At 59.2% G+C, this 13,561-nt stretch carries 11 protein-coding genes; 2 read left to right on the forward strand and 9 right to left on the reverse strand.

Annotated elements, in window-relative coordinates; genetic code table 11:
• Positions 1 to 37: 37 nt before the first annotated feature.
• From B9Z31_RS09050 to B9Z31_RS09090, 9 genes are all read right to left on the reverse strand, one after another.
• Complete coding sequence (locus B9Z31_RS09050) at positions 38 to 709, reverse strand: DUF502 domain-containing protein (protein WP_100119473.1); 672 nt, start codon at positions 707 to 709, stop codon at positions 38 to 40.
• Between the two features lie 37 nt (positions 710 to 746).
• On the reverse strand, positions 747 to 1,088 hold the full coding sequence (locus B9Z31_RS09055) for an FmdB family zinc ribbon protein (protein ID WP_100119242.1): 342 nt from the start codon (positions 1,086 to 1,088) through the stop codon (positions 747 to 749).
• Positions 1,089 to 1,174: 86 nt separating this feature from the next.
• The gene (locus B9Z31_RS09060) at positions 1,175 to 2,668 is read right to left on the reverse strand and encodes a sodium:solute symporter family protein (RefSeq protein WP_100119243.1); all 1,494 of its coding nucleotides are present in this window, start codon (positions 2,666 to 2,668) and stop codon (positions 1,175 to 1,177) included.
• Between the two features lie 24 nt (positions 2,669 to 2,692).
• Positions 2,693 to 4,270 (reverse strand): ubiquinone biosynthesis regulatory protein kinase UbiB, encoded by a 1,578-nt coding sequence (gene ubiB / locus B9Z31_RS09065; protein WP_100119244.1) that lies wholly within the window; start codon positions 4,268 to 4,270, stop codon positions 2,693 to 2,695.
• Positions 4,267 to 4,839: a hypothetical protein gene (locus B9Z31_RS09070; protein ID WP_100119245.1), complete on the reverse strand. Its 573-nt coding sequence runs from the start codon at positions 4,837 to 4,839 to the stop codon at positions 4,267 to 4,269. Before B9Z31_RS09070 ends, ubiB begins: the two co-directional genes overlap by 4 nt.
• Positions 4,840 to 4,885: 46 nt before the next feature.
• The gene (locus B9Z31_RS09075; RefSeq protein WP_100119246.1) at positions 4,886 to 5,887 is read right to left on the reverse strand and encodes a Tim44 domain-containing protein; all 1,002 of its coding nucleotides are present in this window, start codon (positions 5,885 to 5,887) and stop codon (positions 4,886 to 4,888) included.
• A 35-nt stretch (positions 5,888 to 5,922) separates the two neighbouring features.
• Entirely contained in the window at positions 5,923 to 6,654 is a 732-nt protein-coding gene (gene ubiE / locus B9Z31_RS09080) for a bifunctional demethylmenaquinone methyltransferase/2-methoxy-6-polyprenyl-1,4-benzoquinol methylase UbiE (RefSeq protein WP_100119247.1), read from the reverse strand.
• 10 nt (positions 6,655 to 6,664) lie between these two features.
• On the reverse strand, positions 6,665 to 7,084 hold the full coding sequence (locus B9Z31_RS09085; RefSeq protein WP_100119248.1) for a gamma-butyrobetaine hydroxylase-like domain-containing protein: 420 nt from the start codon (positions 7,082 to 7,084) through the stop codon (positions 6,665 to 6,667).
• A gap of 15 nt (positions 7,085 to 7,099) precedes the next feature.
• Positions 7,100 to 10,978, reverse strand: a complete 3,879-nt coding sequence (locus tag B9Z31_RS09090) for a DUF3683 domain-containing protein (protein WP_100119474.1) — start codon at positions 10,976 to 10,978, stop codon at positions 7,100 to 7,102.
• A gap of 278 nt (positions 10,979 to 11,256) precedes the next feature.
• Here B9Z31_RS09090 and ugpB point away from each other — a divergent pair, with 278 nt between their 5' ends.
• Positions 11,257 to 12,561, forward strand: a complete 1,305-nt coding sequence (gene ugpB / locus B9Z31_RS09095; protein WP_100119249.1) for a sn-glycerol-3-phosphate ABC transporter substrate-binding protein UgpB — start codon at positions 11,257 to 11,259, stop codon at positions 12,559 to 12,561.
• 117 nt (positions 12,562 to 12,678) lie between these two features.
• Positions 12,679 to 13,560, forward strand: a complete 882-nt coding sequence (gene ugpA / locus B9Z31_RS09100) for a sn-glycerol-3-phosphate ABC transporter permease UgpA (protein ID WP_100119250.1) — start codon at positions 12,679 to 12,681, stop codon at positions 13,558 to 13,560.
• Position 13,561 lies beyond the last annotated feature (1 nt).

A 13,561-nucleotide genomic window follows, 5' to 3' on the forward strand; every position in this document is an offset into this window, starting at 1 on the left:
ACTTTCAGGATTCGCAGGAACAGGATTCAAAAAGGGGTCAAACGGACTTGGGCAATGCGCTGTCGTTTGCAGGCACAGGGGCAGGTGTGCCAGGCACCACCACCCCCATGGAGATGATGTATTTCAAGGCATCGTCAACGCTCATGTCCAGCTCAATCACATCGGCCTTGGGCATCATCAAAAAGAAGCCGGAGGTCGGGTTGGGCGTTGTCGGCACATAAACACTGACCAAGGGCTGATCAAAGTGGCTGGCGACTTCACCGCCGGGTGTGCCCGTCAAGAAAGCGATGGTCCAGGACCCCTGGCGCGGATACTGCACCAGCAATGCTTTGGAAAAAGCATTGCCACTGCCCGAAAACAAGGTGTCAGCCACTTGGCGGACGCTGGTGTAGATGCTGCGCACGACAGGGATGCGGTTCATCAAGCCGTGCCAGCTGCGCAACCACCATTGGCCAAACATGTTGGCCACAAAAACACCTGTTGAAAAAATGAACAAGGCCACAATGGCCACACCCAGACCGGGCACGCCCCGCAGGTATTCGGCATTGACGTGGATGCCAGGAATCAAGGTGTCGGCCGCATGCAAAACCGCCAAGAACACGGCATCCAACAAACCGACCAACCACATGAGCACCCACACGGTGATCGCCAAAGGCAGCCACACCAACAAGCCGGTGATGAAATACTGTTTGAAGCTGCGGTGTTTCATGGTTTTTTGCAATCGGTGAGGTCAGGCACAAACGTGCTCAGTGGCAGGCGCAGGATGCTGCGCAGCCACCCGCGCTCGCTGTCGTTGCGGCGGGCGATGTGGCGGCGGGTGCCGCTGTGTCCGCACTCGGAGATGGCGCGGGGCTTGAAACCGCGTCAGCGGCCGTGCCAGAAGCTGCTGGCACAGCGGCCGCCCCGCCGCCTTTGAAGTCGGTGGCATACCAGCCCGTGCCTTTGAGCTGAAAGCCTGGCGCGGTGAGTTGTTTGTTGAATTGAGGCGCCGCACAGACCGGGCAAACGGTCAGGGGGTCATCGCTCATTTTTTGCAGGACATCCTTGGCATGGCCGCAGGCGTCGCATTTGTAGGCGTAAATGGGCATGGAAAAGGCCTTTGAGGGTGATGCAAGAAAACCTTCAATTATAGGCTTTGCAACGCTGTCCCCCTAGGACCTTTGGACTTGTCGGGTCACTTCACCGGGGCATCTTTGGCGCCATGGTGTGCGCCGCTCGCGTGATGCAGCGCACTCACCACCGATTGCCCTTGGTTGCGGACAAGCGATGGCAACAAGGAGCCCACCCACATCCCCACAACAGAGGCCAAAAGACCCCACAAATTGGCAGGCACCAGGGTTTCAAGGCCCAACAGGGTCAATGCGAGCCAAGTCCCCACGCCGCTGAGCACCGACAGCAGCGCACCTTGCGTATTGGCGCGGCGCCAAAATGCGCCCGCCATCAAAGGAACAAAGGCGCCAGTCAAGGTGACGTTGTAAGCGTTTTGGACCATTTCATACATGGTGCTGGTGCTGTTGAGCGCAAACAGCAAGGCACACGCGGTGAAAGTCACCAGGATGACACGCAGCAAGAGCAGGAATTGGCGGTCACTCATGCGGGGAACAAAAGGCTTGAGCACGTTCTCGGTGAATGTCGCGGTAGGCGCCAGCAAGGCACCGCTTGCGGTCGACAAAATGGCAGAAAGCAAAGCACCAAAGAACAAAATTTGCGCCCACAAAGGCATTTTTCCCAACACCAAATCGGGCAAGATGCGCTGGATGGTCCGTGCGTCCTCCGACTCAAACAAGGCCTTGAGTTCGGGGTGAGCCATCAGCGCCGCGTAGGCGATGTAGAGCGGAATGAAAGCGATCACGAAATACAGCAAGCCCCCCAAAATGGTGCCGCGCTGGGCTGTTTTTTCGTCTTTCGCACTGGTCATCTGTTGGAACACGTCTTGCTGCGGGATAGAACCAAAAGCGAAAGCGAAAAATGCACCGGCCATGGCCCACCATGCCGCGCCATCCATGTCTGCCGGGAACATGTCGAATTTGCCATCGGCCGCGGCTTGGGCCACCACCTTTTCAAAGCCACCCGCGTTGCCCCCCACCAGCCAGGCCACCAGCACCAAGCCCACGACAATGATCACCGACTGGAACAAGTCCGTGAAGGCCACCGACCACATCCCGCCAAAGACGGTGTAGACCAAGACCACGGCAGCGCCCATCATGATGGCGTGGTTCAACTCAATGGAACCTGCGGACAAGACATGGATGACCAAACCCAAAGCCGTCAACTGCGCTGAGGTCCAGCCCAGATAAGAGACGACGATGGCCACACTGGTCAAAACCTCTACCGACTTGCCGTAGCGCACTTTGTAAAAGTCACCGATGGTCAAGAGGTTCAAGCGGTAAAACAATTTGGCGAACAACAAGGCGGCCAAAACCAAACAAAAGGTGGCGCCAAATGGGTCGCCCGGTATGCCATTCAAACCGTCTTTGGCAAAGGTTGCCGATACCGACAACACCGTTTCAGCGCCGAACCAGGTGGCAAACACTGTGGCCACATTCATGTAAAGCGGCAAACTTCGGCCCGCCACCAAATAATCCTTGGCCCCATGGACCCGGCGCGCAGCCAACAAACCGATGCCGATGGTCACGGCCAAATATGCGATCACAAATGTCAGCAACACCTTCGTCCCCTCTTGATACAGCGTTTAAAAGAACCCATGCAAGCGTGTTCCGACTTGCAAGACCAACAAAGACAGCACAAAACCCAAACCCGCATACACCAGGGTTTGCAACAATTTGTTGGTGCGCTTTTGCTCAGCCAACAACTGATCGATCTGCTTGGCATCGTGCGATCGGTTTTGTTGCAAATAGTCATGCAACAAGCGCGGCAACTGAGGCAGCAGCTTGGCGTAATGCGGCGCTTGTCCCTTCAACTCTTCCCACAACTTCTTGGGGCCAATTTGCTCCAGCATCCAAGTCTCTAGAAAGGGTTTGGCGGTGCTCCACAGGTCCAACTCAGGGTCCAAATCGCGGCCCAAGCCTTCGATGTTGAGCAAGGTTTTCTGCAAAAGAACCAGTTGCGGCTGAATCTCCACCTGAAAGCGGCGCGAGGTCTGAAACAACCGCATGAGCACCATGCCCAGCGAAATTTCTTTGAGTGGGCGATCGAAATAGGGCTCACAAACGGCGCGGATGGCCGACTCCAATTCGTCCACACGCGTCTCGGCCGGAACCCAGCCCGACTCGATGTGCAGCTCCGCCACGCGCTTGTAGTCGCGGCGGAAAAAAGCAGTGAAGTTCTGTGCCAAGTACTCTTTGTCGTACTCGGTGAGGGTGCCCACGATACCGAAATCGAGCGAGATGTAGCGCCCAAAAGTTTCAGGCGCCAAGCTCACCTGGATGTTGCCAGGGTGCATGTCCGCATGAAAGAACCCGTCGCGAAACACCTGCGTGAAGAACAGGGTCACGCCATCGCGCGCCAATTTGGGAATGTCCACACCCGCTTCGCGCAAACGGTCGACCTGGCTGATGGGCACGCCGTGCATGCGCTCCATGACGATGACCTCAGGGTGACAAAAGTCCCAGATCATCTCGGGGATCAGCACCAAATGGAGGCCTTGCATGTTGCGGCGCAGCTGCGCGGCGTTGGCGGCTTCGCGCACCAGGTCCAATTCGTCGTGCAGGTATTTGTCAAACTCGGCCACCACCTCGCGCGGCTTGAGGCGTTTGCCGTCAGCGCTCAGGTTTTCCACCCAGCCGGCCATCATGCGCATCAGGCTCAGGTCTTTGTCGATGACGGGCAGCATGCCCGGGCGCAAAACTTTGACCGCCACCTCACGCAAGTCGCCTGTTTTGCCACGCAGGGTGGCAAAGTGGACCTGCGCGATCGAAGCGCTGGCCACGGGCTCGCGTTCAAACGTCTCAAAAATATCGTCCACCGGGCGGCTGAAGGCCCGCTCAATCGAGGCCACGGCAATGGCTGAACTGAAGGGCGGCACGCGGTCTTGCAGCTTGGCCAACTCCTCGGCGATGTCCGGGGCCAGCAAGTCACGGCGTGTGGACAAGACCTGTCCAAATTTCACAAAAATCGGACCCAAGCGCTCAAGGGCTTCACGCAGGCGCACGGCCCGTGGTGAGCGCAAATCGCGCCCCACCGACAGCACGCGCGCCAACACACGCAGCCATGGTTTTTGAAAGCTCGAGAGCACCAATTCGTCCAGGCCATAGCGCAAGACGATGAAGACAATGAAGGCGCCGCGTCCAAAACGGCTCCAGCGCATCATGCTGCGCCGCCTGTGCGAAGTTCAGTGCCAGGGCGCTTGGCCACAAAGCTGCGCAAAGCGCTCGCCGCTTGACGGGCAGCTTGCGCCAGGGTGTGCGCTGCTGCGTCCCCGATCAAGCGGGCCAAGTCCTCTTCGGCATCCCAGCGCACGTGATCGATCAGCCAATTGACTTCTGCGGCCAGTTGCACATCGCCTTCAATGCGCACCTTGGGCTTGTCGCCCCGCGCCAAAGCCGACACCAGTGTGGTGACCGATTCTTCGGTCACGGTCAGGCGCAAATCAAAGCCATCAAATCGGCCGCGCTCCAGCAGCCCCGCAGGGGTGGGCGTCAATTGCAATTCCAAGCGATCCCACACCAGCGCGATGCGCTGGTTTTTTTGGCGCGCCAAACGCGCCATGGCCTCAGGCTCGCTCATCAGGACATGGTTGAGAAACAGGACCAAACGGTTCACGGTTTCATCGATCACCCATTCAGGGGGGTGAAAAGAAGTGCTGAACTGCTTGGCCATTTGAGCGGCCAGGTCGGGAAGCGCCTGAGCGGCCCATGAAAAAGGGGACTGTGTTGCCATAGTCCCCGATTATTCCCGAAAGTGCAGGCCCCAAAGAGCCAGGGCTTTATTGCAGTGCTTGCACGCCAGCCACCAGCCAGCCACCGCCCTGCTTGGACTTGGTCATGTTCCAGACTTCGCGGAATGGGCTCGGGCCAGAAGCAGCGTCCTCACGGATCATGCCGTTGAACTCGACACTGGCCATGTAAGCATCGGCCTGCTCTTCAATGCCCAAGAGCTGGGCGTCGAGCATGACCACTTCGGTCTTGTTGGGCTGACCAGGGAACTGCGCTTCGCGCTCAGCCAACTGGTTGCGGATTTCCACCACCATGGCGTCCGTCATCATGGAGCGCAGTGCGCTGATGTCCGAACGGTCCCAGGCGTCTTGCAAGGTCACGAAATTGCGTTTGGCGGCTGTGATGAAACTGTCCACATCAAAGCCGGCTGGGATGCCCCAGGTTTGCGAACCACTCAGACCTGAGCCAATGCCCGAGCCGATCATGGAGCCCGTCGATTGGGAAGCAGCCGAGCTGTCGAAGCGGGTGTTTTGGCCTTCCCATGGGCGAGCCGAGGCGTCGTTGCCCACGTTTTGGGGGCTGTACTGTTTGTAGGTGGCCGGGTTTTCCGCAGAAGCGCCGGCCCCTTGGTAAGCCAGACCACCGTTTTGAGAAGCAGCGCCACGACGGGCCCGCATGACCATGCCAATCACCGCGACCACAGCCACACCGATCAACAAAGCCATCAAGATGTTGCCAAAAGCTTCACCCATACCGAGGGAGCTGGCCAACCAAGCCAGGCCCAGACCCGCGGCCAAACCACCCAGCATGGCACCCCAAGGCTTCTTGGGTGCGGCAGCAGCAGCAGGTGCAGCAGCCGGTTTGGCGACGTTCGCAGGTGCCGCATTTTGGGCAGGTGCAGCAGGTGTTTGAGGCGCGGCATCGCGCTTGGTGACCTGGTTCGACTGCTGACCAATGGATTTGCCACCCCCCATGCGGCGTGCGGCTTCAGCATTCAGACTGCCCAGTGCCATCACGCCAGCGAGCATCAGGGTCATCAACTTGTTGTTCATGGTGTCTCCAACTCAGGAAATTCGGTTTGTGGGCCTCAGCACTTGATGCCCATGTGCAAGGCTACCACCCCGGCCGATAAATTGTGAAAATCCACATGCCCAAATCCGGCATTTTTCATAAGGGTTTTCAAATCCTCTTGGCTGGGATGCATGCGAATCGATTCGGCCAGATAGCGGTAACTGTCGGCGTCTCCCGCCACCAGCTTGCCCAATTGGGGCAGTATCTTGAAGCTGTACCAGTCGTAAGCTTTTTCCAGGGGTTTGGCCACTTTGGAAAACTCCAGCACCAGCAATTTTCCGCCCGGCTTGAGCACACGGCACATTTCCTTCAGCGCCACGTCTTTGTGGGTCATATTGCGCAGCCCAAAAGCCACACTGACCACGTTGAAATGGGCATCTGGAAATGGCAGTTTTTCGGCATCGCACACCAGCGTGGGCAAGGCCAGGCCGTGATCGACCAAACGGTCACGGCCGGTGGACAACATGGCTTCGTTGATGTCGGTGTGAACCACGCGGCCCGTGGCACCCACTTTTTTGGCGAACGCCATGGACAAATCGCCCGTACCGCCTGCGATGTCGAGCACCTGATCGCCCTCTTTGAGGTTGGCCACCTGCACGGTGTAGGCCTTCCACACGCGGTGCAAGCCCATGGACATCAGGTCGTTCATCACATCGTATTTGGACGCAACCGAGTCGAACACGCCGCGCACATGCTTGGCTTTTTCTGTTTCATCGACGGTCTTGAAACCGAAATGGGTGGTGCTCATGACGGGGCCCTCAATGTTGGTGACCGCAACTGCCGCCGGCAGCGGCCTCGACCATGGGCGCATCGCGGCTCATGCCTGCAGCTTGCAGGCGGTCTTCGTATTGTTTCCACAAGGCCTCTTGCTGGTCACCCAAGAAGTACAGGTATTCCCATGTGAACAGGCCCGACTCGTGGCCATCGGTGAAGGTCGGCTTCACCGCGTAATTGCCCACAGGTTCGATTTCGGCAATGCCGACCTCGCGCTTGCCGGTTTGCAGCACTTCCTGTCCCGGGCCATGGCCTTGTACCTCGGCCGAGGGCGAATAAACACGCATCAGCTCAAAAGGGATGCGGAACTGCGCGCCATCGGAAAACCCGATTTCCAGAACCCGGGTCTGACCGTGCACGGTCAAGGACTCGGGGGTGGGCATGTCTTTTTTCAATCCGGCCATGTTCCGCTTTCCAATTTAAACCAACACGCGCTCAATGCCGCCCGCATTGGCTGCACTCACGTATTCGGGCATCCATGCTTCGCCCAGGATGTGCTTGGCCATCTCGACCACGATGTAGTCGGCTTCGAGCAGACCGTTTTTCATGTCGTCGCCAAAACGCGACAAGCCTTGCAGGCAGCTGGGGCAGCTGGTCAGGATTTTCACGTTGGCCTGAGGGGCCAGCGCACCGCTGCTGCGCAAAGCCGCTTCGCCTTTGAGCAGCTCTTCTTCTTTGCGAAAGCGCACCTGGGTCGAAATATCGGGGCGCGTCACGCCCAGCGTGCCCGACTCGCCGCAGCAGCGTTTGCTCTCGAGCACGTTATCCCCCATCAAGGCATTGACGGTCTTCATGGGCTCTTGCTGCTTCATGGGGCTGTGGCAAGGGTCGTGGTACAGATAGGCCCCGCCTGCGTCCAGCTTCATGCCTTTTTCGAGCAAGAACTCGTGGATGTCGATGATGCGGCAGCCCGGGAAGATCTTGTCGAACTGGTAGCCCTGCAGCTGGTCATAACAAGTACCGCAGCTCACCACCACGGTCTTGATGTCCAGGTAGTTGAGCGTGTTGGCCACGCGGTGGAACAGCACACGGTTGTCGGTGATGATCTTCTCGGCCTTGTCAAACTGGCCCGAGCCTTTTTGCGGGTAGCCGCAGCACAGGTAGCCCGGCGGCAACACGGTCTGCACACCCACATGCCAGAGCATGGCCTGGGTGGCCAAACCCACTTGGCTGAACAGGCGCTCGGAGCCGCAACCGGGGAAGTAAAACACCGCTTCGGATTCTGAGGTGGTGGCCTTTGGGTTGCGGATGATGGGCACGTAGTCGTTGTCTTCGATGTCCAGCAAAGCACGCGCGGTTTTCTTGGGCAAGTTGCCCGGCATCTTTTTGTTGATGAAGTGGATCACCTGCTCTTTGATGGGCGCGGTGCCCACCGAGGCCGGTGGCGCACTCGTTTGCTTGCGGGCCACGCCCTTGAGCAACCCAGCCACAAAGCGCTGCGCACGCATGCCCACGCCCACCATGGCGGCACGCGCCAACTTGATGGTTTCGGGGTTGGTGGCGTTGAGCATGAACATGGCCGCTGCGTTGCCGGGGCGGAAGCTTTTCTGACCCATCTTGCGCAGCAGGTTGCGCATGTTCATGGACACATCGCCAAAGTCGATGTTGACCGGGCAAGGCGTCAGGCACTTGTGGCACACGGTGCAGTGGTCGGCCACGTCTTCGAATTCCTGCCAGTGCTTGATCGAGATGCCACGGCGGGTTTGTTCTTCGTAGAGGAATGCCTCGACCAGCAAGGAGGTCGCCAAAATTTTGTTGCGCGGGCTGTAGAGCAAATTGGCGCGCGGCACGTGCGTGGCGCACACGGGTTTGCATTTGCCGCAGCGCAAACAGTCTTTCACGCTGGCGGCAATCGCACCGATGTCCGACTGCTGCATGATCAGCGACTCGTGGCCCATCAGGCCAAAGCTGGGGGTGTAGGCGTGGGTCAAATCGGCGGCATGCACATCGTCGCCCAAGCCCGTGAGGGCCGCGCCGCGCAGCAGCTTGCCTTTGTTGAAGCGCCCTTCGGGGTCCACTTTGGCTTTGTAGGCGGTGAAGTTGGCCAACTCGGCGTCGGTCAAAAACTCCAGCTTGGTGATGCCAATGCCGTGTTCGCCCGAGATCACGCCGTCCAGGCTGCGGGCCAGCACCATGATGCGGGCGACCGCCTCGTGCGCGGTCTGCAGCATCTCGTAGTTGTCGGAGTTGACCGGAATATTGGTGTGCACATTGCCGTCACCCGCATGCATGTGCAGCGCCACCCACACACGGCCTTTGAGGACGCGTTGGTGAATGGCCGTGACTTCGGTCAGGATCGGCAAAAAGGCCGAGCCCGAGAAAATGTTTTGGAAAGCCGGGCGAATTTGCGTTTTCCAGCTGGCGCGCAGGCTGTGCTCTTGCAACTGTGGAAACAAGGCGTCGACATCGGTCAACCAACCTTGCCACTGCGCACGCACCTCGCGCACCACGGCCAGGGCTTGCGCCACGCGGTCTTCCAACAACTCGGCCGAAGGCATGTCGTTGGCATCGTCTTGTTTGCCCAAAGGCAGGTTGCCCTTGACCAGAAAATCTTCCAGCTCGCGGCAAAACTGCAGCTTGTTGCGCAGGCTCAGCTCGATGTTGATGCGCTCGATGCCGTCGGTGTACTCGGCCATGCGCGGCAGCGGAATGACCACGTCCTCGTTGACCTTGAAGGCGTTGGTGTGGCGCGAAATAGCCGCTGTCTTTTTGCGGTCGTGCCAAAACTTTTTGCGCGCTTCGGGGCTGATGGCAATGAAACCTTCGCCACTGCGCGAGTTGGCAATGCGCACGATCTCGCTGGTCGCCTTGGCCACGTCGTCGGCGTTGTCACCGGCAATGTCACCGATCAAGACCATCTTGGGGAAACCGCCGCGCTTGCTCTTGGTCGAATAACCCACGGCCCGCAAATAGCGGTCGTCCAGGTGTTCCAAACCGGCCATCACGGTGCCGGTGCGCTTTTGCTCGGCAAACATGAAGTCCTTGATCTCGACGATGCTGGGCACCGCCTCGCGGGCGTGGCCAAAGAACTCCATGCACACGGTGCGGGTGTGCGTGGGCATGCGGTGCACCACCCAACGGGCGCTGGTGATCAGGCCGTCGCAGCCTTCTTTTTGCACGCCCGGCAAACCGCTCAAAAACTTGTCGGTCACGTCCTTGCCCAGGCCTTCTTTGCGGAAAGTCTTGCCCGGGATCACCAGGGTTTCGGTGCGGATCGGGGTTTTGCCATCGGCCTTGAAGTAGCGCAACTCAAAAGTGGCAACTTCGGCGTCGTGGATCTTGCCCATGTTGTGGTCCATGCGCACCACGTCCAGCCATTCGGCGTCGGGCGTGACCATGCGCCAGCTGGCCAGGTTGTCGAGCGCAGTGCCCCACAAAACCGCTTTTTTGCCGCCCGCGTTCATGGCGATGTTGCCGCCCACGCAGCTGGCTTCGGCCGAAGTCGGGTCCACCGCAAAGACAAAACCACCGCGCTCGGCCGCATCGGCCACGCGTTGGGTCACCACACCGGCTTCGGTGTAGATGGTCGGGATGGGGTGCGCGATGCCGGGCAGGTCGACCATCTCGACCTCGGTCATGGCTTCGAGCTTTTCGGTGTTGATGACCGCGCTCTTCCAGGTCAAGGGAATCGCGCCACCGGTGTAGCCCGTGCCGCCGCCGCGCGGGACGATGGTCAGCCCCAAGTCGATGCAGCCCTTGACCAGCCCCGCCATTTCGGTCTCGCTGTCGGGGGTCAGCACCACAAAGGGGTACTCCACGCGCCAGTCGGTCGCGTCGGTCACATGACTCACGCGCGAGAGGCCGTCGAACTTGATGTTGTCCTTGGCGGTCAGGCGCCCCAGCGTTTTTTGCACTTGGCTGCGCAGCTTGGCCATGCGGGTGAAACGTTCGCTGAACTGTGTCACGGCTTGGGTGGCCATGGCGAGCAACTGGCCCACCAGCTTGTCACGGGCCGTGTCGGCCTCGGGCGTGCGGCGCTTTTGGACCTCGCCCAAGCGGTGCTGCAAGGCTTCCACCAGCAATTTGCGGCGTGCCGGGTTGTCCAACAAGTCGTCTTGTAAATAGGGGTTGCGCTCCACCACCCAGATGTCGCCCAGGACTTCGTACAACATCCGAGCCGATCGACCCGTGCCCCGCTCTTGGCGCAATTGGTTCAAAAGATCCCAAGCCGATTCGCCCAGCAAACGCAGCACGATTTCGCGGTCAGAGAAGCTCGTGTAGTTGTAGGGGATCTCGCGCAGGCGCGGCGCATCGGCGTCGGCTTGCATCAAATGTTGGAGCGTGGTGGGTGCATTCATGGGTATGGCGCAGTCAAAGGCGTCGCTGAAGACGCTGTCAGCCAGACCCAAAACAGGTGTCAAAGCGGCTGAGGGGCAATGTTACCGCAGTGCAACAAACACACGCCGGGGGTGGGGGCACCTGTCACCCACAGGTCTGCGCTCATGGAAACCCCGGATTGCCTTGCAACTGTCACACAGTTTTAATCCATTTGACATCAACAGCCACGAAAGTGAAGCCTCGGAATTGCCTGTTTGTATTGGGCAAATCAAGACTTCCTTACTTTTCAGGAAACGCCATGAAATTCAAACTTACCCTCTCCGCCCTGGCTTTGGGCCTGGCCAGCCTCTCCGCCCAAGCCCAGACCGAGATCCAGTGGTGGCACTCGATGGGCGGCGCCCTGGGTGAGTGGGTCAACGATCTGGCCAAAGACTTCAACGCCAGCCAAAAAGACTACAAAATAGTGCCCACCTTCAAGGGCAGCTACGACGAGTCCATGACCGCTGCCATTGCCGCCTACCGTGCGGGCAATGCGCCCCACATCCTGCAGGTGTTCGAAGTGGGCACGGCCACCATGATGGCCAGCAAGGGCGCCATCGTGCCCGTGGGCAAGGTCATGCAAGATGCTGGCCTCAAATTTGACCAAAACGCCTATGTGCCCGCCGTGGCCGGTTACTACACCGCCCCCAACGGCCAAATGTTGAGCTTCCCATTCAACAGCTCCACCCCCGTCTTTCATTACAACAAGGACGCTTTCAAGGCCGCAGGCCTGGACCCCAACACCCCGCCCACCACCTGGCCTGAAGTGGCTTTGGCCGCCGCCAAGCTCAAAGCCAGCGGCCACAAGTGCCCCTTCACCACCAGTTGGATCAGCTGGACGCAGCTCGAGAGCTTCTCGGCCTGGCACAACACCGAATTCGCCACCAAGGGCAACGGCATGCGCGGCATGGACGCACGTTTGAGCTTCAACACCCCATTGCATGTGCGCCACATTGACAACCTGGCCAACATGGCCAAGCAGGGCCTGTTTGTCTACAAAGGCCGTGGCAACGCAGCCGACGCGACTTTTGTTTCGGGCGAATGCGCCATGGCCACCGGCTCCTCGGCTTTGTATGGCAGCGTGGTGCGCAACGGCAAATTTGGCTACGGCATCGGCACCCTGCCCTATTACCCCGATGTCAACGGTGCGCCCCAAAACACCGTGATTGGCGGCGCCAGCCTCTGGGTCATGAGCGGCAAAAAAGCCCCTGAATACAAAGGCGTGGCGCAGTTCTTTGCCCACCTGTCCAAAGACAATGTGGCGGCCGCCAGCCACCAGCGCACCGGCTACCTGCCCGTGACCAAGTCCTCTTTTGAGGTGACCGAAAAGTCGGGCTTCTACAAGAAGAACCCCGGCACCGACGTTTCTGTCACCCAGATGATCCGCAAGACCACCGACAAGTCGCGTGGCGTGCGTCTGGGCAACTTTGTGCAAATCCGCACCATCATCGACGAGGAGCTGGAAGGCGTGTGGAGCGGCAAAAAGGGCACCCAAGAAGCCCTGGACATGGCCATCAAGCGTGGCAATGAACAGCTCGAACGCTTCGAAAAAGCCAACAAGTGATGCAGTGACCGCTTGACCGTTCCATGGGGCGGCCAGCAGCAAAATGGAGCAGAGGCATGTCCTCTGCTCTTGCGCATTTTGGGGTGACACTTCAGACCCCAGCTTTGCAAAGAATTTATGGAAAAACGCGTCCGTTTCAAATCCCGCTGGCTGCCCTGGCTGCTGATTGCGCCCCAGCTGAGCATCGTGCTGGTGTTTTTTTTCTGGCCTGCCGGGCAAGCGCTTTACCAAAGCGTGCTGCAAGAGGATGCCTTTGGCGCTTCGCGTGAGTTTGTGGGCCTGGAGAACTTCTCTCGCCTGTGGAACGACAGCGGCTACCTGGACTCTTTCAAAACCACCGCCGTGTTTTCTGTCTTGGTGGCGGTCACAGGCCTGTCGGTCTCGCTGCTGTTGGCCGTGATGGCCGACCGGGTCGGGCGCGGTGCGGGCCTGTACAAAACCCTGCTGATCTGGCCTTACGCGGTGGCCCCGGTCGTCGCGGGCGTGTTGTGGCTGTTCATGTTTGCCTCGCCGATGGGCGTGGTGGGCTACGCGCTCAGGGCCATGGGCATCGAGTGGAACCACCTGCTCAACCCCAACCACGCCATGGCGCTGATCGTGATGGCGGCGGTCTGGAAGCAAATTTCCTACAACTTTCTGTTTTTTCTGGCGGGCTTGCAGTCCATCCCCAAATCGTTGATTGAAGCGGCTGCCATCGACGGGGCCAGCCCCTGGAGGCGTTTTTGGACCATCGTGTTCCCGCTTTTGTCGCCCACCACCTTCTTTTTGCTGGTGATCAACATTGTTTACGCCTTCTTTGACACCTTCGCCATCGTGGACGCCACCACCCACGGCGGCCCCGGCAAAGACACGGCCATCCTGGTTTACAAGGTGTATTACGACGGCTTCAAGGCGCTGGACATGGGCAGCTCAGCCGCGCAATCGGTGGTGCTGATGGTGATCGTGGTCTCGCTCACCGTGTTGCAGTTCAAGTTTGTCGAGAAGAAAGTGCAGTACTGAT

Origin of the sequence: Limnohabitans sp. G3-2 (genome assembly GCF_002778275.1) — a bacterium.
In the GTDB taxonomy this organism is placed as follows: domain Bacteria; phylum Pseudomonadota; class Gammaproteobacteria; order Burkholderiales; family Burkholderiaceae_C; genus Limnohabitans_A.

What these genes read in the sequence shown, in the direction of transcription:
- B9Z31_RS09070 (WP_100119245.1), bottom strand. Translation starts at nt 4,839, where the DNA reads ATGGCAACACAGTCCCCTTTTTCATGGGCCGCTCAGGCGCTTCCCGAC.
- B9Z31_RS09050 (WP_100119473.1), bottom strand. Translation starts at nt 709, where the DNA reads ATGAAACACCGCAGCTTCAAACAGTATTTCATCACCGGCTTGTTGGTG.
- ubiB (WP_100119244.1), bottom strand. Translation starts at nt 4,270, where the DNA reads ATGATGCGCTGGAGCCGTTTTGGACGCGGCGCCTTCATTGTCTTCATC.
- ugpB (WP_100119249.1), top strand. Translation starts at nt 11,257, where the DNA reads ATGAAATTCAAACTTACCCTCTCCGCCCTGGCTTTGGGCCTGGCCAGC.
- B9Z31_RS09075 (WP_100119246.1), bottom strand. Translation starts at nt 5,887, where the DNA reads ATGAACAACAAGTTGATGACCCTGATGCTCGCTGGCGTGATGGCACTG.
- B9Z31_RS09055 (WP_100119242.1), bottom strand. Translation starts at nt 1,088, where the DNA reads ATGCCCATTTACGCCTACAAATGCGACGCCTGCGGCCATGCCAAGGAT.
- ugpA (WP_100119250.1), top strand. Translation starts at nt 12,679, where the DNA reads ATGGAAAAACGCGTCCGTTTCAAATCCCGCTGGCTGCCCTGGCTGCTG.
- B9Z31_RS09090 (WP_100119474.1), bottom strand. Translation starts at nt 10,978, where the DNA reads ATGAATGCACCCACCACGCTCCAACATTTGATGCAAGCCGACGCCGAT.
- B9Z31_RS09085 (WP_100119248.1), bottom strand. Translation starts at nt 7,084, where the DNA reads ATGGCCGGATTGAAAAAAGACATGCCCACCCCCGAGTCCTTGACCGTG.
- ubiE (WP_100119247.1), bottom strand. Translation starts at nt 6,654, where the DNA reads ATGAGCACCACCCATTTCGGTTTCAAGACCGTCGATGAAACAGAAAAA.